The sequence below is a fragment of the Planctellipticum variicoloris genome (assembly GCF_030622045.1).
Lineage (GTDB): Bacteria > Planctomycetota > Planctomycetia > Planctomycetales > Planctomycetaceae > Planctellipticum > Planctellipticum variicoloris.
Genome location: NZ_CP130886.1, coordinates 6,791,169 through 6,812,980, shown reverse-complemented (window position 1 = coordinate 6,812,980; position 21,812 = coordinate 6,791,169). Strand labels below are relative to the sequence as shown.

Genomic DNA, 21,812 nt, shown 5'->3' with positions numbered 1-21,812 from the left:
CACCAAAGCAGTCGTTTCTAACGCAGTTCGGTCCAGTCATTCCGGGATCGAACGGCGTTTTTCGTTTCTTTCAGGAGACAGTGTGTGCCGCGCAACCCGTTCTTTCCGCGACAGCTCAATGAACTTTCCGCCACGGAGCTGCTGGGGCTGGTCACCCAGCTCCAGCTGTTGGTCTATCAGGATGAGGAGGGTGACTGGGATCCCGATCGAGAGTGTGACTCCGAGACTCTCGGCGAGATCAGCAATCTGCTCCAGGCCTACGGGCTCGCGCCCCTGTCACCCCAGATCCCGCCACCTCATCAGGAGTCCTAACCATGCCCCTGTCGGCTGGCGATCGCGCCAACTTCGACACGCTCCTGCGGGCCGTTTGTGCCGGGGACGCGGCCCTCGTGGCATTCGCGACACTCGGCAGTGGCGAGTCCGTCTCCGTGATCTGCGCCGTCCAGCCCACATCGGGCGGCGAGGTCGAACTCGTCCCGCTCGCGCAGTTGTTTCGCGAGAACCCTTACGAACTCCTTCAACCTCTCAACTAGAATCGGATCCCCGGAATGACGACTCTCATGGATCAGATACCCACCACGGCTGCGTCGGACCGGCTCCGCAGTACAATGGCCGCAGTCCGGTTGAGCTTCACCTGGCTCGGCACCCGCAAATCCCTGACCGTCGAACAGAAGAACCAGGCTGCCGATTCGTTCGGGGCCGAAGGCAAGTTCCTGTCGGCCGGCAAGAAGCTGCTCGACACGTCGCATCCGGCCTTCAAGGCCGTGACCGCCATCAAGGGTCGCTGCCAGAGCTACTGGCGCGCCGTTTCGCTCCCGTATCCCGAACCTAGCATCCGCCTGATTCCGCAGCGGACGATCGGCGACTTCGACCGGCAGCTCGCCGGTTTCCGGGAGGAACTGGGCGAAGCGGTCGCGGAGCTGGATCGGCACTACGCCGACCTCCGATCCGCCGCCCGGCAACGCTTGGGAGAGCTGTTCGATCTGTCCGACTACCCCGCCACGCTGATCGGCCTGTTCGGGATCGAGCACGAGTATCCGTCGGTCGAACCGCCCGACTACCTCCGTCAGCTGAATCCGGCCCTGTACGAGCTGGAATGCCAGCGCGTGCAGGCCCGGTTTGACGAAGCGGTGCAACTGGCCGAGCAAGCCTTCACCGAGGAGCTGTCCCGGCTCGTCGAGCATCTGGGAGAACGACTGAGTGGCGATACCGACGGGAAGCCGAAAGTCTTCCGGGATTCGGTCGTCACCAATCTGACCGAGTTCTTCGAGCGGTTCCGCACGCTCAATGTCCGCTCCAACGATCAGCTCGACGACCTGGTGCAGCGGGCGCAGCGGCTGATGAACGGCGTCGAACCGCAGCAACTGCGGGACAACACCACGCTGCGCCAGCGGGTTGCCGCGCAACTGTCGAGCGTGCAGTCGTCACTGGACGGCCTGATGGTCGACCGGCCCCGCCGCAACATCCTTCGTAAACCACGATAGGAGGTGACATGGACCTGTTGATCGAAGCGACGGGAACGGTTCGCTGTGTCTTTGACGAAGCCATCCATCTGAACCGCCTCGGCCGGTTGTCAATTCGCCGTGGTTCGCATGTCGAGCCGACACCCGATGGCCAATGGATGGCGGATCTCTCCCCAGTTCAAGGCCCGCTGCTGGGACCGTTCCCTTCACGTTCTGCGGCCTTGACCGCTGAGGTGACCTGGCTCCAGGAACACTGGCTGCTGCCGTCAAGGTAGCTGTCATTCGTTAAGTCTGCGCCTTGCGTATGCAGGGCGGTTGTGTCTTCTCACGACCGCCTCACCGTGGGGCGGTCGTTTTCCTTCCCCGACTTCTTCAAGGAGTGAAAACGATGCCCCGACGAAACCGATACCAGCACGATCTCGATTGTGCCGTGGCCAGCGCCACCGGCGAGGACCTCGCCACGATCCGCCGCCTCGGCTTCTCGTCCATCGATCTGACGGACGACGACTTTGATCCCGAACCAAATCTCTTGCCGCCCCAGTTCATCGACTGGGACGAGTTCGATCTGTCCCGCAAAGATCCTGTGGTCTGCCAGTCCGTGAGTGCTATCCGGCGGGTGGCCTGAACTGGTCCACGACAATTCTCGCCGCCGAAAGCTCGCCCGGCTGCAAGAGGGCAGCAATCGCTATGTCGCCTTTTGGCTGCTGATCTCTTTGGTGGGATTCCCTCTGCTGGGCTGGCCCGCGCTCCTTGCGTGGGTCGGCCTGGCGTGGGGAATGGACCAGTTCATGAAGGCCATGCGCGGAACAAAGCCGCGAATCGATCAAAACCGCTCCCGGACAACTCACCCACGACAACGGAGGCGCTGCGATTGAACTTCCCCGAGACCAGATGGCCTGGATTCGCTCGACGATCGATCCGGCAGGCGTTGGGAGTGGCTCCTCCCCGTCCCGAACCGGCCATCACGTTGCTAAATCACCGGCCACGAATGTGAGGCGCGCGGCAGAGCGGAGGGATTGCAGTGGAAACGAGATGGGGAACCCTTACCTTGGAGGTATCACAACTCCAAACCAAGGAAGGAGTTCCCCATGGAAGGCATTCTTTCACCCCGGGCGGAGCGCGCCAAGCAGCGGTTGTCCGAGCAGTTGAAGTTTCTGAAGGACGCCGGGCTGAGAACGCGGTATCTGATCGTGATCCATCGACTGGAAGGACGTTCTCCCACCTGGATTGCCCGCTCGCTCAAGGTCGGTCGCAGCACCGTGTATCGGACCGAGCAGCGTTACGGGAAGGACGGCGAGATCGGTTTGTTCGACCGGCGGGGCGGCAACGGGCCACGGAAACTGACCGAGGAGTACCTGACGCAGTTGCGGGAGGTCGTGGCCGGCGATCCGCTGCAGGACGGCTGGAAGCGGCCGACCTGGACGCGGGAGATGCTGATCACAACGCTCCGTCGACGGACGAGTGTGAAGATCAGCCTGTCGACGATGAGCCGGGCCTTGCGGCTGATCGGGGCGCGGCGCGGACGACCGAAGCCAACGGTCGAGTGTCCGTGGCCGGAGGCCGAAAAACAGCAGTGTCTGGAGCAGATCGAGGAACTGGTGGCGCATCTGCCGACGGGCGAAGTGGCGGTCTGGGAGGACGAGATCGACATCCATCTCAATCCGAAGATCGGCGAGGACTGGATGCTCCGCGGGCAGCAGAAACAGGTTCTCACGCCGGGGAAGAACGAGAAGCGTTACCTGGCGGGGGCTCAGGATGCGCGGACGAAGGAGTTGATCGCGATCGAAGGCGACCGGAAGGACACGGCGTTGTTCGTACTGCTGCTGTGGGAGCTGACGCAGCGCTATCCGCAGGCGAAGAAGATCCATGTCGTCCTGGACAACTACGCGATCCATACGACCCGACTGGTGCGGGAGAGTCTGGCGACGCCGCTGGGGCGCAGGCTGCGCCTGCACTTCCTGCCGCCGTACTGTCCGGATCACAACCGGATCGAACGAACGTGGGAGGACTTACACGCCAACGTGACACGGAACCACAAATGCTCGACGATGCCGCAACTGATGCGAAACGTCCGCTCCTACATCCGCCGACACAACCACCGGCGACCGGCGGCGCTGTAGGAACGACCATCGAAGTGTTTCAGAATCGTGGCCGGTGATTTAGTCGCGTCAGATGTGCTGGACATCTCCGCCGGCAACGTAATCGTGAGAAAGTCAGATTGAGATCAGGCTCTAATACGGGCAAAATTGAGTCCCGCGAAAGACTTTCGAAAGTACCACAGAAACGGATGAACGAATGAGCGACAGCCAACCGGAAGGTCCAAGCTGGGGTGGTGCCTTTACTCTTTTGCCAAAACCAATGAGCCCGTTCCGGTCTTTGTCTGCCCACTACCGCTGGGAATCGACGCGGCGTCATCCGTATTATCTCCAGGCTTGGGCTCTGGCACGACGGTACTTTCTCCAGGAACCCAGTTCATCACTGCGCGAACTGGCCTTTCGCGAATTCGCCGTCTCTGCTTTGGGCTGCATTGGGGTGGGGAGATTGCCGGCGGATCCTGCCCTGGAATTTGACCAACTCGGGTCTGATGCGGCAGTGGAATCCTGGCTGGCGGGAACGATTCATCCGATCTCCTGTCGTGGACTGGTCGGAATGCTGATCGCAGCACTACCCAAAGAGACGCTCGCACAAATCGGACTGAATCTCCTGCGGGGGTTCACGGGGGATGGGGAACTGGACGAAATGAAACAGGCTGCCTTCCTGCAACTGGCACAACAGAATGACCCCAGCTTAGATGGTTATGTCGACGCGCCGATCTTATCGATCTCTCCTTCAGCCTCACTGCGGGCCTTGCGCCGCGATCTGCCTAGGGCGCTGCAACCTTGGCGAGAAGGGACAGCCGGGGAAGAGCGGCGGGATCGTGCGGACAACTACCCTGCTTATCTGCAGGTCTGGGATCTGCGAGAAGGCTGGCGGAATGGTCGATATGACAATGCTGCTGAGATGCGCCTGCGAGATGTCGCCGAGCGGCTCCACCTTTCGCGGGGAACAGTTCATCACCGTTATCGCCGCGCTTTCGAGCTGATCACGGGCCATTCCTATTCACCTCCCGTCTGGTTGAGAATCTTCGGCCCGGAAAAGCTGTCTGGATTCGCCGAAGCCGTTGGTCGCGCAGCGGCCCGCAGACCTCATCGGTCTCGAACCCCACGAGAAATTCCCGAAAGCGTGGTCACGCCCGCCCGGGCCAGTTCCGGACTGGTCCATGCGAATTCCATGACCACCGGTAACGAAGCCATCCTGGACTTCAAGATGGATATCCGAGATCTCGTCAACCAGGGATTAACGAATGAGGAGATCAGCCTCCGGATGGAACTCGGTCCTCAGGGGACTGCCATCGTGCAGGCATTTCGTGATCGGTTTTTCGAGGAATGACCCAGCCCGATGGCGGTCTGAAATTCCGTGAAAAGATAACGCGCGCACTATCTGGGAACAGGTAGAGGGCGAACAGCCCTCGCGTCTCTCCCCGGAAGCACTCATGCCGCAATTATCCGAAACGTCCTGCCAGAACTATCTTTCCATCAAGGAATTCTCGGCGGCTTCGACGCTCTCGGAAAGTACAATCCGCCGCCGGGTCAAGGACGGCAGCCTGAAAATCTGGCAGCCGGGTGGCCCTGGTACGCGAGTACTGATCTCTGCAAACATTCTCTCCCAGGTGTGCGAAGCCTCTCGAACCCCGGCGGGGGCACCAGCGACCGAGAGACCGCCCGCTACCTCTCCCCGCCTTCCGGGCCCCCGTCTGCACTGGAAGAAGCGATGAACATTCTTTCCGAACGCTGATTCGACGGAAAGTTCACTCACAGCAACAAGAAAGGAGAAAATCTCCGTGCCCAAACCGCGCACGAAAGAGCAAATCCAGTGCCGGTACTATCGCTGGCTGCTGGGAACACGCGATGGTGTCTATTTTGTCGATGGTCGGGTCAATATCCCATCACTAGGCCGTCGATCGCTGGGCACCCGGAATCGGGCCGAAGCGCTGCGAGATCTGGACGACTTGGACCTGAACCTGGCTGTCCAGCACGGACAGGCCCATGCCAACCTGCTCAAAACCGAATCCCGTCAGATCGTCCCTTGGGCCGAGGGCCGCAAACTCTATGAGGGCTATGTGAAGCGGCCGATCATCTCCGGCGGACCGCGTCCCTCCACGGCCAAACGCTACCGGGCGGTCCTCGACAAGTTCATCCCGTTCGCCGAGGCCCAGGGACGCCGTACCTGGAATGAACTGAACCGCCAGCTCATGGATGACTATGCCGGCTGGCTCGACGGGGAATCCTATGCGTATGCGACGGAGTACCTGGAACTGACCACGCTCAAGCAGATTTCCAAATTCCTGATCGAGAACCAGCATCTGCCGAGTTCGGCGGCATTCAGCTATCCGTTGAAGAAGCCTGACGGCACGGACACCTACTGCTGGAAGCCGACGGAAGTGGAGGCCATCCTCCAGCACTGCCAGACGCCGGAACTGGCCTGGCTACGGGAAGTCGTCGTGGGTCTGGCGGCGACCGGTCTGCGGATTTCGGAGTTGGCTTCGCTGCGTTGGTCCGACGTCAACCCGGAGAAAACGCTGATCACCCTGACCGACGAAACGACGAAAAAATCTCGACGAGGCCAGGAGAAGCGAACAACAAAGTCCGGACGCGACCGGACCTTTCCCATCCAGGAAATGCTGGGCGATCTCCTGCGAACCCTGTCGCCGCATCCCGATGGACGCATCTTCCACGGAGCGCTGGGCGGGAAGATCAAGGCCGACACGGTCCGCCGCATCCTGATTCGAGACGTTCTGACGCCGCTGGCTTCGCAGTTCCCGTCACGACCGGGCGAACCGGGCTTCATCGACGGCCGCCTGCACAGCTTCCGACACTATTTCTGTTCCAACTGCGCAAACAGCGGCACCACAGAGCGAGTGCTCATGAACTGGCTCGGCCACCGCAACAGCCGCATGGTGCACCGGTATTACCATTTGCACGACGAGGAATCGATCCGCCAGATGCAGCAGGTGAAGTTGTTTTGAAGCAGCCGCCCGTGGTCAGCGTGACGGCGGGGGAATTCGTGGGAGAAAGGGAGGCAACTCGCCCGAACGACCGTGGGGAAGCTCGTGAAAGATGCTCACCTGAACTCCGTCGCTCCCCTGATTGGCACAGTTTCGGCACAGCCGACTGTGCCAATCAGGGTTCCTGCTCGCAACTCACTGGTTTACAACAAGTTGCGGCGACGACAGCAAAACAAGCGGAGAGGGGGGGATTCGAACCCCCGGTACGGTTTCCCGTACACAGCATTTCCAGTGCTGCACAATCGGCCGCTCTGTCACCTCTCCGGGTTTCGACCGCCAGACACCCGTCGGGCGAATTCGGTTCGGGTCTGCGGCAGTGGAACGAGAATCATACCTCCCCCCGCCCGGCAGCGCCAAGAGTGGCGTTCGAGGATCTGGATTGCACAGAGCCCATGCTCGTAACGTGTTGCCCCAACAATGGTTGAGGATAACCTGCGGTCTGAGCCCCCCGGCAGCCGCGAAGGGCAAGCCAACAATCTGGGCGCAATCGCACGGTATGAGGATTCGACAATCGACTTCCAAAGACCAAACCTCGCTTCAGCGGATTGGCCGTCAATGTGTCCAAGCGCCTCACTCCAAGCGGACCAACGGTACGAAAGGTTTGGAGTCGTTGCATCAAGCGAACGTACCCGAATCTGAAGCTACTCAACCAGCGGCATTCCGGCTCCCTGCCGTCGCGTCTTTGTGGACTTCAGATCAATTGCTATGATTCCCGTATCCTTCTTGATACTGACTTGAAAGGGCGCGAAGGATGGTAAGCCAACGGGATTCATCGCGTCGGCCGTCAACGCGACTTCGTAGTCTCCTTCCGGGGCTCCATCGCCCTTGCCATAAGTGGACAGCACAAAAGTGCCATCGGCGCCTACCGTGCCATAGGCTGGCGGTTTGAGAGAATCCGGCTGCGAACTCAGCGATTGAAGCTGCAGCTCAACGTTGCCCAAGGGTTTGGAATCCAGCGTCAATGTCCCTTTCACCGGATAGACAGGCAGACGCTTTTGAGTGGAACCACCGCCACAACCAACCGTGAAGAGAGTCACAAGAGTCAATGCGATCGCGCTGATCCGAGGCCAGTAGGTCCTCACAAAGTTCTCCTCTGATGTCGTCTCTGCAAGAACGAGACTGGTGGGCCACTTAAAAGGCAATCGGGGCTCGGTTACATTGAGCAGACGACAGGCACAACTCGTCGAGCCGTCTGCTGGACCAATTTCGGCAGCTCTTGTGAGAGCTGCCCCGGAGTTCTCCAGATCAGCAGAGATCGGGAAGACTACATTCATGGGCGGGCTGATCATTCAGCCCCGACGTCCAGTCTGGCTCAGGACGTTAGAAGTCTCCAGATTGAATCTCAAGTCCAGCACCGTTCATCGTATGAATCGAGTTCCAGATCGTTCCCTGAGGAGCGACTGCGCTCCCGGCGGACCCATAGCAGACCGCCTGGATATTGTTGCTGACAAACCTTACGGTTCCGTCCGCCATCAGGACGTGCACACCACCGGTATGAGGGCTCGCTGCGCCCTCCCATTCCGACATTGGTGCTCGGAAAGAAAAGTAGGAAGGCCCCCAGGCATAAGGCGAAGGCTTCCACCAAAAAGAGCCGGAGGCTGTGTAAGTGCTGCCGTTATGAGTCGTTCCGTCCGGAGCTGTCCAGACGCCGATATTCTGCAGCGTTCGAGGGTGCTGTTGCGTGGATATCAGCAGAGCGCGAAAGACCCGACTGTTGCCACGTCGCAAACGCCCGTTCCCTCCGCCGCAGGCATTCCCGGCGAGTTCCGCGCCAGAAGCGCTGACCTCACCGATCATCACGGTGTTTGAAGTACCGTCTTTGATGGCCGAGATATTGCTGTACTGGCCGAGCGAAAAAACGCCGGCGTGCTGGTCTTCGCGGGACCACCAATCATATCCGCCGGAGGCGCCGTAACTAGTATAGGCGATCCCCTGTGGCAGATTCTGATAGGTGTCGTCCGAAGGGCAGATGAAATTGGGAAGCCGGACACTTTGGACCGTGGCACCGGTTTGAAGTGTCTGGTTCCATGAAGGGAGAGATGAATTGATCTGGTTAAACAGCGGGGCCTGATCGACGTAGGGCAGGATGGAGTAAATCCACGTGAGATGTCGCGACTGCTCCCCAGTTGGCTGCGCCCCCGGCGCCCCGCCTGCGACGACCCACGGACCGCGATTGTAGGACCATGTTCCATCGGCAGGGAATTTGTTGAACGTGTCATGGTAGTTATGCAGAGCAAGACCGATCTGCTTCAGTTGATTCTTACACTGCGTCCTGCGAGCGGCCTCGCGCGCCTGCTGCACTGCCGGCAGCAGGAGCGCGATCAGAATCGCGATAATGGCGATCACGACCAGGAGTTCAATTAGGGTAAATCCACGGGGGCGAGTTTTCGAAAGTCGGCTCATGGCGGCTCCACAAATGAAGTGACGACAAAACAACTCCACGACCGCAACAAGCGACATTGGAGTTGAAGAAAACCTGGAGTTCAAAGGCGACGGCAGAACCCGCCCGGACGTGAATTTCAAGACGAATATAGTGGCGCAGAGCCACTTCTTAGAGAACCTCGTCGCAATTGATTAAGCGCGCTACGGGTTCCGATGTCAAGGTCTTTCTTCGGAGATTACGCGGAGGAGGTGTCTCAAAGCCGCCGAATTCCGCGACGAGCCCGCCAGAGTCGTACAGAATGATAGTCACGAATCGTGATGTCCCGGAATGGCATGACAGGCGGAGCAGGCTGTATCTATGACATCGGCGGTTCGAAGCGACGATCTTGGGCCGCATTCGACAAGGTGGACCTTTCCCCGCTCCCAGATTTGCCCACGGGATTCTAGATCAGAGGGTGTCCCGGAGCAGCCGTCAGGCGTTCTCGTAATGTCTTGTCGAGTAAAGCGTTTCGGCGAAAATCGCGGCATCCAGGCTGCGGGTTGACCAGAATCGCGCAACCGATCGGGGCAGGCCTGCGTTTCAGCTCACCAAAACCGGGAGCCCGCATCTCGCGACGCGAGCTCCCGGCTCGTCGATAATCCATTCCATCCGAGCGCCTACAACGCCCGCATGAACTCCGTCAGATCCTGCTTCTCCTGCGTCGTCAGCTTCAGCTCCAGTACCAGGTTGAAGAACTCGACCGTGTCCTCCAGCGTCAGCAGGCGGTCGTCGTGCAGGTACGGGGGCGAGTCCTTAATGCCCCGCAGCGGGAACGTCTTGATCGGGCCGTCTGCCGACGCCTTGCGACCGTTGATCATCTTCTCGTTAAAGAACCGCTCCACCTTCAGATTGTGCATCAGGTTGTCGGTGTAGTAGGGCGGCGTATGGCACGAGGCGCACTGCCCCTTCCCGAAGAAGACCGCTTCGCCGCGCAGTTCGCTCTCCGTCGCCAGCTTCGGGTCGAGTCTGCCGAACACGGTCAGCTTCGGCGCCGGCGGGAAGTCGAGCAGCGCCTGAAATTCTGCCATGAAGTGGACCTGGCTCCCCCGTTCGAGCGGATTAACCCCCTTCTTCGCGGCCGTCGTAATGTCGCCGTCGAAGTAAGCGGCCCGCTGTTCGAATTCGGTAAAGTCTTCGATCGTTTTCATGGCCCGCTGCGAACCGAACAGCCGCTGGACGTTCACGCCGCGGAGCGTCGGCGTATCGATCCGGTGGCGATGTTCGTTGGGGCGGATGTCCCCGACGGTATGCGTCGAGGCGGTCGTGTGGCCGTTGGAATGGCAGTCGAAGCAGGACACGCCGAGATGCGCCATGAGCGAGCGGCGGTCGTCCGTGGCGTTGAACTGCTGCTGGGGAAACGGCGTCACCAGCAGTCGCAGGCCCTCAAGCTGCTTCGGATTGAGAATGTCCTTGAACAGTTCGTAGTAGTTGGAGATCGAGACGAGTTTCCCCTGCGAAACGTCGCCGAGATCGGGCCGGGTGGTCAGGTAGATCGGCGCGGGGAATTCCGGCAGGAAATGCTGGGGCAGATCGAAGTTGAGATCGAAGCGAGTCAGGTCGCGCCCGGTCTGCTTCTTCGTTTCGTCGATCAGCACCTGGGTGAAAATCATGCCCCCCGCTTCGTGATGCGGGTGCGGCAGGGGAAAGAAGCCGGCGGGCCACAGATTCTTCGCTTTGACGTCGGCAGGCGTCATCGCCGCAAGCTGGTCCCAGGTCACTCCCCGCGGCAGCCGCACGCGAATGCCCGACTGGACCGGCTTGCCGCGCGACATTTTCGCATCGTCGTCGGGCGTGTCCGACAGATCGTAGCGCTCCTTCAGCAGCTTCTGCTGTCGCTCGGCGAACGCAGGCTGTTCGCTCTGCAGTCGCTTGACCAGCGCACCGAAGTCTTCGTCCTGGGCGACGGCGACCGTCGCTCCCGCGAGCGCCAGCAGCGCGGTAACGGCGGTTCGACATCCCGGCAGCTTCAATTTCATGACGGTCTCCTCATTGCGAGTGCATCACGGGCCGTCGGCAACTCTCCCTGCGAGACGATGGCGAAACTCGCCAATCCGCCGACTCGACGAATTGTCGCAGAGTACCGGCTATGCTGGAAATGAGTTCTCGTTCTATCGGCCATGCGTCTGCTGCATCGCTGTAGAGGGTCCGCCTCATGGAAATCAGTCAGCTCCGATACTTTCTCAAGGTCGCCGAACGGCAGAGTTTCACGCACGCCGGCGAGGAGCTCCTGGTGAGCCAGTCGGCCCTCAGTCGGTCGATCGCCAAGCTGGAGCAGGAGATCGGTCAGCCGGTGTTCGAGCGGCAGTCGCGAAGTCTCGTGCTGACCGACGCCGGTCGGATGCTGAAGGTCCGGGCCGAACAGATTCTGTCCCTGGTCGAGGACACGCTGGCGGAGATCACTGACGACGGAGAGTCGGGGCGGATTCGCGTGGGGGCCATTCCCACAATCGCCCCCTTCCTGCTGCCGGCGGTCCTGCGGGAATTTCGCACCCGCTTTCCCCGCGCCACCGTGATCGTCTTCGAGGAAACAACCGACAAGCTGCTGCAGCGCTGCCATCAGGGGGAAGTCGACGTCGCACTGCTGGCCGCCCCGATTCCCAAGCAGCACCTGGCCGTCGAACCGCTGTTCGAGGAGGAACTGCTGCTGGTCCTGCCCGACGGGCATCCGCTCGTCGATCGCAAATCGGTGACCATCGCCGACATCGACGGCTACCCCTTCGTGCTGCTCGACGAAACGCACTGCCTGTCGGACAACATCGTTTCCTACTGCCGGCATCGGTCGTTTCAACCAGTCTCCGTCGAACGGACGAGCCAGCTCGCGACCGTGCAGGAGCTCGTAACTCTAGGGCACGGGATCTCGCTGATCCCCCGCATGGCCCGCGCGGTCGATTCCAGCGAACGGCGGAACTACCGGTCGCTCGCCGAGCCGAAGCCCGCCCGGACAATCGTGCTGGCCTGGAACCCCTATCGCTTTCAAAGCCGGATCGCGGATCGCTTCAAAGATTGTGTCCGCGAAATTGCCCCGGAATTCGGCAAGTCGGCGACCACCACCCGCACTCGCGGCCGGGCCGGTCGTTAACAGACTGTCGGTTCCGGTATGATGTCGAAGAGCATTCGAGGAGTTGAATCATGCAGATGTATCTGGGCGGACAATGGGTCGGCGCTACGGAAACGATGCCGGTCGTCAATCCGTTCGACGGGAGCGAGATCGACCGCGTGCCGCGCGGAACCCCCGCCGACGTAACGCGCGCAGTCGAGGGCCTGGTCGAGGGCGCCCGGCAGATGCGAGCGCTGTCGGCGTTCGATCGCAGTCAGTTGTTGCGGAGCGTCGCGGCGCTGCTGAAATCGAAGTCCGAAGACTTCGCCCGGACGATCAGCACGGAAGAAGGAAAGATCCTCGCCGAGGGACGCGCCGAAGTTTCGCGTTCGATCGAGACGCTGGAAGTCTCGGCGGAGGAGGCCCGGCGGGTTGTCGGCGAGATGGTGCCGCTGGACGCCGCCCCCGGAGCCGCCGGGAAACTGGGATTCACCCTCCGCGTCCCCTGCGGAATCGTCGCCGCGATCACGCCGTTCAACTTTCCGCTGAACCTCGTCTGCCATAAGATCGGCCCGGCTCTGGCCGCCGGGAACGCCGTCCTGCTCAAACCCGCCAGCGATACGCCTCTGGCGGCGCTGAAACTGGTCGAAGCGCTGCTGGAAGCGGGTGTTCCCCCGGCGGCAATCGCCTGCGTCACAGGGCCTGGTCGCGAGATTGGCGAGGCGATCTGCAGGGAGCCGCGGATCCGGAAGATCAGCTTCACCGGAAGCGCCGAGGTCGGCGAAGGGATCTGCCGGACGGCCGGTCTGAAGCGTGTGACGATGGAACTGGGAAGCAACAGCCCGGTGATCGTTCTCGAAGACGCCGATCTGGAGCTCGCCGTCCGGGCGGTCGTCGCCGGCGGCTATGCCAACGCCGGTCAGACCTGCATCTCAACGCAGCGCTTGCTGGTGAGCGAGCAGGTGGCCGATCGGCTGATTGAGGCGTTGCAGCCGCAGGTCGCCGCGCTGGCGTCTGGCGACCAGTTCGATCCGGCGACCAAGGTCGGGCCGATGGTCCGCGAGTCGGATGCCGAGCGCGTTGAAGGCTGGATTCGAGAAGCGGTTCAGGGTGGCGCGCGGTGCTTGACGGGCGGCGGGCGCCGTGGTGCGGTGATCGCGCCGGCGGTGCTGGATCGCGTCACGCCCGACATGAAGGTCAGCCGGGAGGAGCTGTTCGGACCGGCGGTCGCGATCACGCGGTTTGCCGATTTTGAGGAGGCCGTCCGGCTGGCCAACGACTCGCGCTACGGGCTGGCGGCGGGGATCTTCACGCGGGATCTGGATCGGGCGTTGCGATTTGCCCGCGAGGTCGATGCCGGAAACCTGCACATCAACTGGTCCAGCAACTGGAGGGCCGATTTGATGCCCTACGGCGGACTCAAAGACAGCGGGCTGGGCAAAGAAGGCCCTCGATATGCCATTCGCGAGATGACCGAAGAGAAAATGGTGGTCATCCACGGGTAGCCGCACGGGTGCGATGGCGCGCATTTATCTGGCGTACGACGGACGTCCTCGTCCGTCGGTCACTTTGTCGGGGCGGAAACGCCTGAGAAGACGACGGACGTGGACGACCGTCGTACGGGGATTTTGCTGCACGACGATTGAGTGCCGAGCGGTCCGACCTGCGAGCGCCTCTCATTGGGCAGGGCACAGCTCCAGGACGTGCTCCATAGTCTCCACCCGATTCCGCCCCAGATGTTTGGCCCGGTAGAGCGCGCAGTCGGCGACCTTGATCAGCTCTCCCGGTCCGGTCATCCCCCCCGCATTCTGCGCCACGCCAACGCTCAAGGTCACCGCCAGAGTCTGCCCTTCGTGCTCGATCGAGATGCCCGCCACCTCGTCGATCAGACGCTCGGCGATGGCGGCTGCTTCGCACAGAGTCGTGCTGGAGAGGACGATGCAGAATTCTTCGCCGCCGTAACGCCCGATGTCGTCGCAATTCCGGCACGCCGACTCCAGCACGTGGGCAACTTTCACCAGGACCGCATCGCCGGCCTGATGACCGTAGGTGTCGTTGATCCGCTTGAAGAAATCGATGTCGATCATCAGCAGCGACAAGGGGGCGTCGTGCCGCTCCGCCTTGAGCCACTCCCGCTTCAACCGGTCGAGCAGCTCGCGGCGATTGAGAACTCCCGTCAGCCCATCGGTCCGCGCAAGCCGCTCGGCGATGAGCCGGGCGTCGTCCAACTCGCCAATGGCCCTCGCCAGCCTGGCGTCCAGGGGACTGGTGATCCAGTAGTGGATGACCGCGGCCACAGCGACCGTCAAGAGGGGCGCGTCGAGGACGTGCCAGATGTGACCGTCGGGGTCGAACGTCACGAATGCCGCCAGGAGCAGCGACTCGACCAGAAAGACGACGACTCCCACTCGCAACAGGATTCCCTTGAGCGGGGCCGACGGACTGAATGGGAGTGTGGAAACCGACGACATGGATGCTCGATTCAGGGCCGTCGCAGCGACGGCGAGCGCGAATTGAACGACGCCGGGGCAATCCTGCGTCCAGATGCTCCAAGACTAACTTACGCTTTCGGAAGATCCGTTCTTGCGACGACGAATCTCGCCGGCAAAGCGGGGTACGGCCGAATACGCGGAAGACTCCGATTGCAGCGACTCGATCCATGCCGCGAGGCCCTCCCTGTCCGCAAACGGAACAGCCCGTGACGAGCGATCGCCACGGGCCTCCGGGATGGTGATACAGACGGCAGCAGGTTACGGCGTGGAAGCCGTCGGAGCGGCCAGCGCTGGAGGGTTGATCGTCGGCGGTGCGCTCACCGCGGGACCGACCGGAGCCGGATTGACCTGCAGGACCGGATTGGGGTTCTGCGGCTGGTTGGGATTTCCCGCGGCCGGCGGCGCCTCGGGCGGAGCCAGCTCCTCCGGCTTCTTGGTCAGAGCGTCATAGAGCGCCTGGGCCAGTTTGTCTTCAGGCTGCAGTTGGGTGACGATTTTCAATTCCTTGACGGCGTTCTCGATGTGTCCCAGCGAGAGATAGTGGTAGGCCAGGAGGAAGTCGGCAGGTGCGGACTGCGGATTCGCCCGGCTGTAAGCCTCCAGCGCCCGGAGTTGCTCGGTATAGGTCGCGGCGCTCGGATAGAGCGACCGCAACGTGTCCCAGTTCCAGCCGGGGCCGGCGGCCAGCACGGGATAAATCGTCGCCGCGGCTTCGTCGTAACGCTTGAGTGCGAAGAGCGTCAGCGCCCGAAATTCGTGCATGCTGGCGTCGCTCTGCACGAGCTTGATCGCGCCGTCGATGTCGGCGAGCGCCTGGTCATAGTTGCCGGTCATGAATGAACCGCGGGCGCTGTCGAACTTGCCCATCGCGGTCTGTTCGGTGGCGTCGGCCGGCGCCGTCGCCGGATTGACATCCATCATCTGCTGCGGGGCCGCCGGCAGCGGATTGGCGTAGTTGTAACAGGTCACGTAGGTCGTCGGGACGGTGTAGTACGGGTTGTAGTAATTGTAGCCGTACCCACTGTAACCGAGGCCTCCGTATCCGCCGAGACCGCCATAGCCGCCCCAGTACCAGCCGGGCCAGTAGCTGTAGAGGCCGACGCCCCACCACGGCCAGTAGCCGCGGTTCCAGCGGTAGCCGTAGTTCGAATGCCAGTAGTTGTGGTTCCTCCAGCCGGTGTTGTGATGAACCCAGCCGTAGCGATTCGCCCCGAAGTTGCTGTAGTTCGTATTCCTGGCGTAGTGATTCCACTGATGATTGAAGTTGCGATTCGTCGTGCCGGGGTTGAACCCCCCGTGATGATGGCCGTAATTCTGACTCACCCCGGCGTGCCACGGCGCATGGACCGCCTGTGACAATGGGGCGCGCTGGCCGCCATGCAGGGACTGCACGCCGCGATGCTGAAAGCCGCCGTTCCCCACACCGCTCTGCAGATGGTGGTTCATCCCCGGCAGATGACCGAACTGCTGCTGGCCTCCCAGGCCATAGCCGCCGCGATGGCCGCCGAAGTTCTGCCCCTGTGGCAGATGACGTTGCGGCAGGCCCGACGCGCCGAGGCCGCCGTGATGTTGCTGCGCTCCGGCCCCGATCCCCGAGCGTCCCTGGAACGATGGGCTGGCGATGCCGCCGTGATGCTGAAAGCCGCCGGACCGGAAGCCGCCCCCCTGGTGCACCGTCCCGCCGGATCGAAAGCCTCCAAAATGACCGCCACTGAAGCCGCCGGAGTGACCTCCGATGTGACCTCCATGGAATCCGCCGGAATGGCCGCCGCCGAAGCCTCCTCCCCCCATATGGCCCCCGCCGCCCATGTGACCGCCACCGCCCATATGACCTCCGCCGCCGTGTCCGCCCCCGCCGTGATGCTGGGCGAACGCCGGTGTGGATGCCAGCAGCAGAAGGCTGAAGAGTGTCAGTCCGAATCCATGGAGTCGTTTCATGATACTCCCCCCAATCCCCAGAACCGCGTGTCTCGGTCGGCGAGCGTTGACGGGAGTCAAATCGCTTCGAGCCAGGGGCACGTTGCAAAAACCGTTCGGTCAGAAACGCCCGGCACCCGGGGGTCGCCGAAGTCGAGCCCGCAATCGCAGAGTCAGAATCTTTGAGACCATTAAAGAATCTTACGGCTGTCGACGCCAGCAGGATCAATCGACCGGCTGACGATTGCGACAGGTGCCGGAAGAACCTCAAGAAACCGGGTTCCTGCGGCTCAGGCCGGAGATCCGCTACACCGGCACGGAGAGTTCCACCGTCGCCGGACCTTCGTGTTTCAACCGCAACTGGCCGCAAGCGGCGTCGATGTCGGCCCCTTTCCGCTTCCGGACCGTCGCCGGGATCCCAGATGCTTCGAGAATCCGCACGAATTCGTCCGTCCGGGGGGCGGTCGGCTCGACGTAGGGGAGTTCGGCCACGCCGTTCATCGGGATCAGGTTGACGTGCGCGATCCTCGGCTTCAACAGCCGGGCCAGCTCTCGGGCCTCCTCGGGCCCGTCGTTCACCCCCGACAGCAGAACGTACTCGTAAGTGATTCGCCGGCCGGTCTTCTGAAAATATTCGTCCGCCGCATCGAGGATCGCCTCGATCCCGATCCGGTGATTGACCTTCACCAGTTTGTCGCGGAGAGCGTTGTTTGGGGCGTGCAGCGAGACGGCGAGGTTAAACTGCTTGTCGAGCGCCGCCAGCTCGCGGATCTTGTCCGGCAGGCCCACGGTGGATACAGTAATCCTGCGTGCCCCTAATCCCATGCCTCCCTTGTCGTTGAGGCTTTCCAGGGCGGGCAGCAGCGACTTCAGGTTGGCCAGCGGCTCGCCGATCCCCATCACGACCACGTTGGTGATCCGTTCGTCAGGGCCCAGGCGACGATCCAGCCGGAGAACCTGTTCGAGGATTTCACCGGTAGTGAGGTTCCGCTTCAGGCCCAGCATGCCGCTGGCGCAGAATACGCAGCCCATCGCACAGCCGACCTGCGTGCTGATGCAAATCGTCCGCCGGTCGGTCTCGCGCATCAGCACGCATTCGATAACTTCGCCGTCATGCAGCTCCAGCAGCAGCTTCTCCGTCCGGTCGCCCGCCACCTGGTGCCGGACTTCCGTCGCGGGGAACAGCGAAAACTCCTCCGCGAGCTGCTTGCGCAGCGCCGCCGGGACGTCGTGCATGGCGTCGAAATCGTTGACGCGTTTGCCGAAGATCCAGCGGCGGATCTGCTCGGCCCGGTAGCCGGGAAAGCCTTGAGCCGTCACCCAGGCCGCAAGTTCCGGCAACGACTTTTCGTAAACTCTCGGCCGGTGCATGCAATTGTAGGGTGGGCTGTGCCCACCATCTTTTGTCGTCTCGAATGCGGAAAATGCAGAGCGGGCGCAGCCCGCCCTGCCGGGGAACTTGTCATTATTGCCGCGCGGCACCGCCGGGCACAGCCCCGACTACTTCAGGACCGTATGAATCCGGCGAACGGCTTCTTCGACGTTCGCGCGGCTGTTGAACGCGCTCAGGCGGAAGTAGCCCTCACCGCTGGCCCCGAAGCCGCTGCCGGGCGTGCCAACCAGGTGCGCCGTCGAGAGCAGTCGGTCGAAGAATTCCCAGCTCGTCGAATTCCCGGGCGTCTTGAGCCAGACGTACGGAGCGTTGACTCCGCCGTAGACGGTCAGGCCGGCGTCCCGCAGTCCCTGGCTGAGAATTGCGGCGTTTTCGAGGTAGAAACTGACGAGCTGGCGGACCTGCTCCTTGCCGGCGTCGGAATAGACCGCCTCGGCCCCCCGCTGAATGACATACGGGACGCCGTTGAACTTCGTGCTCTGTCGGCGATTCCAGAGGCCGTGCAGCTCGACGGCTTCACCAGAGGCGGTTGTGGCCTTGAGTCCTTTGGGGACAACCGTAAAGGCGCAGCGGGTGCCGGTGAATCCCGCCGTCTTGCTGAAGCTCCGGAACTCGATCGCCACCTCGCGGGCCCCCTCGATCTCGTAGATCGAGTGCGGAACGCCCGGCTCGGTGATGAAAGCCTCGTACGCCGCGTCGAAGAAGATGATTGCCTTCTCGGCACGGGCGTAGTCGACCCACTTCTGCAGAGTCTCGCGTGTGGCGACCGTTCCCGTCGGGTTATTCGGGTAGCACAGGTAGATCAGGTCGACATGCCGGTCGGGTAGCGCGGGAACAAAGCCGTTCTCAGCGGTGACGGGGAGGTACACCAGCCCGGCATACCGCCCGGCGGCATCCGCGTCCCCGGTCCGTCCGGCCATGACGTTGGTGTCGACGTACACCGGATAGACCGGATCGGTGACGGCCACCACGTTGTCGTTGCCGAAGATCTCCAGAATGTTGCCCGAGTCGCATTTGGAGCCGTCCGAGACGAAAATCTCGTCGGCGGACACGTTGCAGCCGCGGGACTGGAAATCGTTCTGGGCAATGGCGTTGCGCAGGAAGTCGTAACCCTGTTCCGGACCGTAGCCGCGGAACGACGCCCGCGTAGCCATCTCGTCGACGGCCTTATGCATCGCTTCCGTCACGGCGGCCGGCAGGGGCTCGGTGACGTCGCCGATTCCCAGACGGATGATTTTGGCGTCCGGATTCTCGGCGGCGTACTTCGAGACGCGACGACCGATTTCCGGAAAGAGGTAGCCCGCCTTGAGTTTCAGGAAGTTTTCGTTGACCAGCGCCATGCGTCCCTCTCCACCTCGTTCAAACGGTCCGCCCCGGACGGGCGAAAACCCGGACCGATGGTTGTAGAGGTGCAGGAAGTGCTTTGCAACTCAACGCGCAAGCACGAAATCCGACCAGAGCCAACGCGTACCGGGGTGGCACGCCCTGAGTCCTCGAAGGGCGTGCCCTTACGATCTGAAAAACACACCCATCCCAGAACCGCAGGGCGTGCCACCCGAGAACAGGTCTCAGCCACCTAACCGGCGGCAGCCAGCTCCGCCTCTTCCGGTTCGGCGAGGCTCAGGAAGTTGTTGCTCACCGCCTGGCGGCCGAGCGTGGTGAGCTGGTAGAGCACGCCGGCGTCCCGGGCGCCAACTTCAAACTTCAGGAAGCCGTGGGCGATCAGTTTGCCATGAATCGACGACAACACGGTCGATTCGATCCCGGGAAAGGCCGCAATCCGGGAAATCCAGGCTTCACCGTCAGCCGACTGGCTCCGCAGTTCCTGATAGCGGTCGAAATACCCCTGCAGCACCGTCTGCCATTCGGGGTGTTTCTGCAACAGAGCCAGTTCGAAGTCGTCCATGCCGCTCATATCGGACCGGCGGCAGGCAACCTCGCCAGTCGGACGGGACGCGCAGGTGCAGGCCGGATTCGCGGCGCGATCGCTGCGGGCGGCTCTTCGGGATTATCCGTTAGGGTCGAGCCGCCGCAGTGAACGGGATCTGAACGGGATGCGGCAATTCGTAACCTGTTCTCTGGAAGAGGGTTGGGAGTCGACGGAAAACATTCGGCGATTCGGGCTCCGGCGTGCGTATAATGCGGTGAGCGAAGCTGTCTCTCCAGCTTGCGGGGGGACAGGTTCTTTGCTCGCCCTGCAATGCTTACCGGCCGGCGGTGCGAGTGTCCGGAGCCGAGATTTGGTGACCGGGTGTGCCGGTCTTCGCCGAAGAGAGGATGGGCGGAGCGGTGAAAGCGGCTCAGGTTTCCTCGACCGAATCTGGACACGACTCTTCCGGTTGGCCAAAGTAGCGGCATGATTCGTTTTGCGTTGTCTTCAGTTGTACGCGAGGGGAGTGTTCCCATGTCGCAGGCAGTTCTTGCCCGACCTATGGCCGCCGACGCAGTTCCGGCAGACGATTTCGACTATCGGGTCGTCCCGCTGACGGTTCCCATCAGCGCCGGCTTCGTAGTCCTGTCCGTCCTGGCGTTCGTCTGGGAACCGCTGGTGCTGATTCCGCTCGTCGGCGTCGTGCTGGCGGGCCTGTCGCTCCTTCGGATCCGACGGGAGAGGCAGTATTTCACGGGCGGCGTGGCGGCGACAGTCACGCTCGCGCTGAACCTGCTGGTCTTCACCGGAGCATCCACTCTCCATGCCTATAGTTACGCCACCGAGGTCCCGGAGGGATTCGAGCGACTGAGCTTCGTGGGCGACATTTCCTCGAAGGAAGTGTCACAGCGAATGGACGGATCGCTCGCGGTGGACCCGTCGGTTGCTGAGTTGAGCGGCAAACCCGTCTTCATCAAGGGCTACATGTACCCGTCGCGCGATCACTTCGGCCTGAAGACCTTTGTCCTGTGCAAGGACAGCGGCGACTGCTGCTTCGGCGGAAATCCCAAGGTGACCGACATGATTCAGATCCGGATGACCGGAGATCAGGCAGCAAACTTCCGCACGGGCTTGGTCGCGGTCGCCGGGACCTTCAAAGCCGAACCGACGGTCGATCCGACGGGGCTGCAGCCAGTCTATCAGTTGGAATGCAGCTACTTTGGCCCGGCGAAGACGTCATACTGAACACTGAGCGGAGTCGTTCCGGGCGACGGTCATCCGACGATCGCGTCCGTCTTGCCGGTCTGCGAAGAAACAGGGGACTGAACCATGCGCCGACGCACTGGCTGGACGGTTGCGGGTTGTCTGGCGGCCGGAGTCTCTGCAACCCTGATCGGCTGCAATGATCCGTCGATTGGCGAATATCGCACTTACGATCAGATTCACGGCTCTGGTGAGCAGACGCCGGCTGTAGACAAACCGGGCGCCCTGGCAACCACTCAGCCGCCCGCCGTTGACGAGTTGGAAGTTGCAATTCCCGCGTCGGCGCTGGCCCCCGTTAATGTCGTCGATGGTTCCAGCGTCTCCGCAGTGCTCAATGTCGCGGACCGCGGAACGCCGACGCCCCCCGCCGATGCCCTCGATCCGCAGAATGCCGGCGCCAATCGCGTCGTGCAGATACTGATTCCCGAGAAGGAGTTCCGGACGGAAGGGGCCGGCGGAACGATCCGCGTTTCCTACGACGACCTCGACCTGCTGAAGGTCCTGAATATGGAGCCGGTCACGCCCAACGCCGTCGAAGTCATGCCAACGTGGTTGAAGGAACTCGACGGCAGGAAGATCCGCATCCGCGGATTCATGTACCCCACGTTCGAGCCGACCGGTATCGAGAAGTTCGTCCTGGCGCGCGACAACCAGATCTGCTGCTTCGGTCGCGACCCGAAGGTCTACGATCTGATCGCCATCGAAATGAAGTCCGGGAAGACGACGAACTACATCCCGAATCGTCCGTTCGACGTTGCCGGCACCTTCCGCATCGAGATGTTCGAAGACGGCGGCAAACCGCTCGGACTCTACTGGATCAGCGACGCCGAAATCTTTCAGAAGTAAGCGGC

At 62.0% G+C, this 21,812-nt stretch carries 20 protein-coding genes and 1 tRNA gene; 12 read left to right on the top strand and 9 right to left on the bottom strand.

What is annotated here, in order from left to right:
* The first annotated feature begins 84 nt into the window (after nt 1–84).
* The 8 genes from SH412_RS26595 to SH412_RS26560 all read left to right on the top strand — a co-directional run bounded on the left by SH412_RS26595 (nt 85) and on the right by SH412_RS26560 (nt 6,528).
* A complete protein-coding gene (locus tag SH412_RS26595; protein WP_336521073.1) occupies nt 85–312 on the top strand; it encodes a hypothetical protein in 228 nt (75 codons plus the stop codon).
* Between the two features lie 2 nt (nt 313–314).
* On the top strand, nt 315–533 hold the full coding sequence (locus SH412_RS26590) for a DUF6117 family protein (protein WP_336521072.1): 219 nt from the start codon (nt 315–317) through the stop codon (nt 531–533).
* Nucleotides 534–548: 15 nt separating this feature from the next.
* The gene (locus SH412_RS26585; protein WP_336521071.1) at nt 549–1,484 is read left to right on the top strand and encodes a hypothetical protein; all 936 of its coding nucleotides are present in this window, start codon (nt 549–551) and stop codon (nt 1,482–1,484) included.
* Nucleotides 1,485–1,492: 8 nt separating this feature from the next.
* A complete protein-coding gene (locus SH412_RS26580; protein ID WP_336521070.1) occupies nt 1,493–1,738 on the top strand; it encodes a hypothetical protein in 246 nt (81 codons plus the stop codon).
* Nucleotides 1,739–1,851: 113 nt separating this feature from the next.
* On the top strand, nt 1,852–2,088 hold the full coding sequence (locus SH412_RS26575) for a hypothetical protein (RefSeq protein ID WP_336521069.1): 237 nt from the start codon (nt 1,852–1,854) through the stop codon (nt 2,086–2,088).
* 463 nt (nt 2,089–2,551) lie between these two features.
* The gene (locus tag SH412_RS26570; protein WP_336518647.1) at nt 2,552–3,583 is read left to right on the top strand and encodes an IS630 family transposase; all 1,032 of its coding nucleotides are present in this window, start codon (nt 2,552–2,554) and stop codon (nt 3,581–3,583) included.
* 175 nt (nt 3,584–3,758) lie between these two features.
* On the top strand, nt 3,759–4,892 hold the full coding sequence (locus SH412_RS26565) for a hypothetical protein (protein ID WP_336521068.1): 1,134 nt from the start codon (nt 3,759–3,761) through the stop codon (nt 4,890–4,892).
* Between the two features lie 451 nt (nt 4,893–5,343).
* A complete protein-coding gene (locus tag SH412_RS26560) occupies nt 5,344–6,528 on the top strand; it encodes a tyrosine-type recombinase/integrase (RefSeq protein WP_336521067.1) in 1,185 nt (394 codons plus the stop codon).
* A gap of 216 nt (nt 6,529–6,744) precedes the next feature.
* Here SH412_RS26560 and SH412_RS26555 read toward each other — a convergent pair.
* The 4 genes from SH412_RS26555 to SH412_RS26540 form a co-directional block, all read right to left on the bottom strand.
* Nucleotides 6,745–6,831, bottom strand: a tRNA-Ser gene (locus tag SH412_RS26555).
* Between the two features lie 377 nt (nt 6,832–7,208).
* Nucleotides 7,209–7,841 (bottom strand): hypothetical protein, encoded by a 633-nt coding sequence (locus SH412_RS26550; RefSeq protein ID WP_336521066.1) that lies wholly within the window; start codon nt 7,839–7,841, stop codon nt 7,209–7,211.
* A gap of 46 nt (nt 7,842–7,887) precedes the next feature.
* Nucleotides 7,888–8,970: a DUF1559 domain-containing protein gene (locus tag SH412_RS26545; protein WP_336521065.1), complete on the bottom strand. Its 1,083-nt coding sequence runs from the start codon at nt 8,968–8,970 to the stop codon at nt 7,888–7,890.
* A 636-nt stretch (nt 8,971–9,606) separates the two neighbouring features.
* The gene (locus tag SH412_RS26540; RefSeq protein WP_336521064.1) at nt 9,607–10,965 is read right to left on the bottom strand and encodes a cytochrome B6; all 1,359 of its coding nucleotides are present in this window, start codon (nt 10,963–10,965) and stop codon (nt 9,607–9,609) included.
* A gap of 176 nt (nt 10,966–11,141) precedes the next feature.
* Between SH412_RS26540 and SH412_RS26535 the strand changes: the two genes are divergently transcribed.
* Nucleotides 11,142–12,068: a LysR family transcriptional regulator gene (locus tag SH412_RS26535; RefSeq protein WP_336521063.1), complete on the top strand. Its 927-nt coding sequence runs from the start codon at nt 11,142–11,144 to the stop codon at nt 12,066–12,068.
* 50 nt (nt 12,069–12,118) lie between these two features.
* On the top strand, nt 12,119–13,531 hold the full coding sequence (locus SH412_RS26530; RefSeq protein ID WP_336521062.1) for an aldehyde dehydrogenase family protein: 1,413 nt from the start codon (nt 12,119–12,121) through the stop codon (nt 13,529–13,531).
* A gap of 171 nt (nt 13,532–13,702) precedes the next feature.
* On the opposite strand, the gene SH412_RS26525 is transcribed toward SH412_RS26530, so the two are convergent.
* The 5 genes from SH412_RS26525 to SH412_RS26505 all read right to left on the bottom strand — a co-directional run bounded on the left by SH412_RS26525 (nt 13,703) and on the right by SH412_RS26505 (nt 19,734).
* On the bottom strand, nt 13,703–14,497 hold the full coding sequence (locus SH412_RS26525) for a GGDEF domain-containing protein (RefSeq protein WP_336521061.1): 795 nt from the start codon (nt 14,495–14,497) through the stop codon (nt 13,703–13,705).
* 279 nt (nt 14,498–14,776) lie between these two features.
* Complete coding sequence (locus SH412_RS26520; protein WP_336521060.1) at nt 14,777–16,456, bottom strand: tetratricopeptide repeat protein; 1,680 nt, start codon at nt 16,454–16,456, stop codon at nt 14,777–14,779.
* A 285-nt stretch (nt 16,457–16,741) separates the two neighbouring features.
* Entirely contained in the window at nt 16,742–17,806 is a 1,065-nt protein-coding gene (gene rlmN, locus SH412_RS26515; RefSeq protein ID WP_336521059.1) for a dual-specificity RNA methyltransferase RlmN, read from the bottom strand.
* A gap of 129 nt (nt 17,807–17,935) precedes the next feature.
* Nucleotides 17,936–19,168 carry an LL-diaminopimelate aminotransferase gene (locus SH412_RS26510; RefSeq protein ID WP_336521058.1) on the bottom strand — a complete coding sequence of 411 codons (1,233 nt, stop codon included), beginning with the start codon at nt 19,166–19,168 and terminating at the stop codon, nt 17,936–17,938.
* Between the two features lie 236 nt (nt 19,169–19,404).
* Nucleotides 19,405–19,734: a hypothetical protein gene (locus SH412_RS26505; protein WP_336521057.1), complete on the bottom strand. Its 330-nt coding sequence runs from the start codon at nt 19,732–19,734 to the stop codon at nt 19,405–19,407.
* 498 nt (nt 19,735–20,232) lie between these two features.
* Between SH412_RS26505 and SH412_RS26500 the strand changes: the two genes are divergently transcribed.
* Together SH412_RS26500 and SH412_RS26495 are read left to right on the top strand one after the other, a co-directional pair.
* A complete protein-coding gene (locus SH412_RS26500) occupies nt 20,233–20,943 on the top strand; it encodes a hypothetical protein (protein WP_336521056.1) in 711 nt (236 codons plus the stop codon).
* A gap of 84 nt (nt 20,944–21,027) precedes the next feature.
* Nucleotides 21,028–21,807: a hypothetical protein gene (locus SH412_RS26495; protein ID WP_336521055.1), complete on the top strand. Its 780-nt coding sequence runs from the start codon at nt 21,028–21,030 to the stop codon at nt 21,805–21,807.
* Nucleotides 21,808–21,812 lie beyond the last annotated feature (5 nt).

Excerpts from the sequence above, each read along its gene's own strand:
- SH412_RS26540 (WP_336521064.1), bottom strand. The coding sequence starts at position 10,965 with ATGAAATTGAAGCTGCCGGGATGTCGAACCGCCGTTACCGCGCTGCTG.
- rlmN (WP_336521059.1), bottom strand. The coding sequence starts at position 17,806 with ATGCACCGGCCGAGAGTTTACGAAAAGTCGTTGCCGGAACTTGCGGCC.
- SH412_RS26530 (WP_336521062.1), top strand. The coding sequence starts at position 12,119 with ATGCAGATGTATCTGGGCGGACAATGGGTCGGCGCTACGGAAACGATG.
- SH412_RS26520 (WP_336521060.1), bottom strand. The coding sequence starts at position 16,456 with ATGAAACGACTCCATGGATTCGGACTGACACTCTTCAGCCTTCTGCTG.
- SH412_RS26585 (WP_336521071.1), top strand. The coding sequence starts at position 549 with ATGACGACTCTCATGGATCAGATACCCACCACGGCTGCGTCGGACCGG.
- SH412_RS26500 (WP_336521056.1), top strand. The coding sequence starts at position 20,233 with ATGTCGCAGGCAGTTCTTGCCCGACCTATGGCCGCCGACGCAGTTCCG.
- SH412_RS26580 (WP_336521070.1), top strand. The coding sequence starts at position 1,493 with ATGGACCTGTTGATCGAAGCGACGGGAACGGTTCGCTGTGTCTTTGAC.
- SH412_RS26535 (WP_336521063.1), top strand. The coding sequence starts at position 11,142 with ATGGAAATCAGTCAGCTCCGATACTTTCTCAAGGTCGCCGAACGGCAG.
- SH412_RS26525 (WP_336521061.1), bottom strand. The coding sequence starts at position 14,497 with ATGTCGTCGGTTTCCACACTCCCATTCAGTCCGTCGGCCCCGCTCAAG.
- SH412_RS26570 (WP_336518647.1), top strand. The coding sequence starts at position 2,552 with ATGGAAGGCATTCTTTCACCCCGGGCGGAGCGCGCCAAGCAGCGGTTG.
- SH412_RS26565 (WP_336521068.1), top strand. The coding sequence starts at position 3,759 with ATGAGCGACAGCCAACCGGAAGGTCCAAGCTGGGGTGGTGCCTTTACT.
- SH412_RS26505 (WP_336521057.1), bottom strand. The coding sequence starts at position 19,734 with ATGGACGACTTCGAACTGGCTCTGTTGCAGAAACACCCCGAATGGCAG.
- SH412_RS26495 (WP_336521055.1), top strand. The coding sequence starts at position 21,028 with ATGCGCCGACGCACTGGCTGGACGGTTGCGGGTTGTCTGGCGGCCGGA.
- SH412_RS26575 (WP_336521069.1), top strand. The coding sequence starts at position 1,852 with ATGCCCCGACGAAACCGATACCAGCACGATCTCGATTGTGCCGTGGCC.
- SH412_RS26550 (WP_336521066.1), bottom strand. The coding sequence starts at position 7,841 with ATGAATGTAGTCTTCCCGATCTCTGCTGATCTGGAGAACTCCGGGGCA.
- SH412_RS26590 (WP_336521072.1), top strand. The coding sequence starts at position 315 with ATGCCCCTGTCGGCTGGCGATCGCGCCAACTTCGACACGCTCCTGCGG.
- SH412_RS26545 (WP_336521065.1), bottom strand. The coding sequence starts at position 8,970 with ATGAGCCGACTTTCGAAAACTCGCCCCCGTGGATTTACCCTAATTGAA.
- SH412_RS26510 (WP_336521058.1), bottom strand. The coding sequence starts at position 19,168 with ATGGCGCTGGTCAACGAAAACTTCCTGAAACTCAAGGCGGGCTACCTC.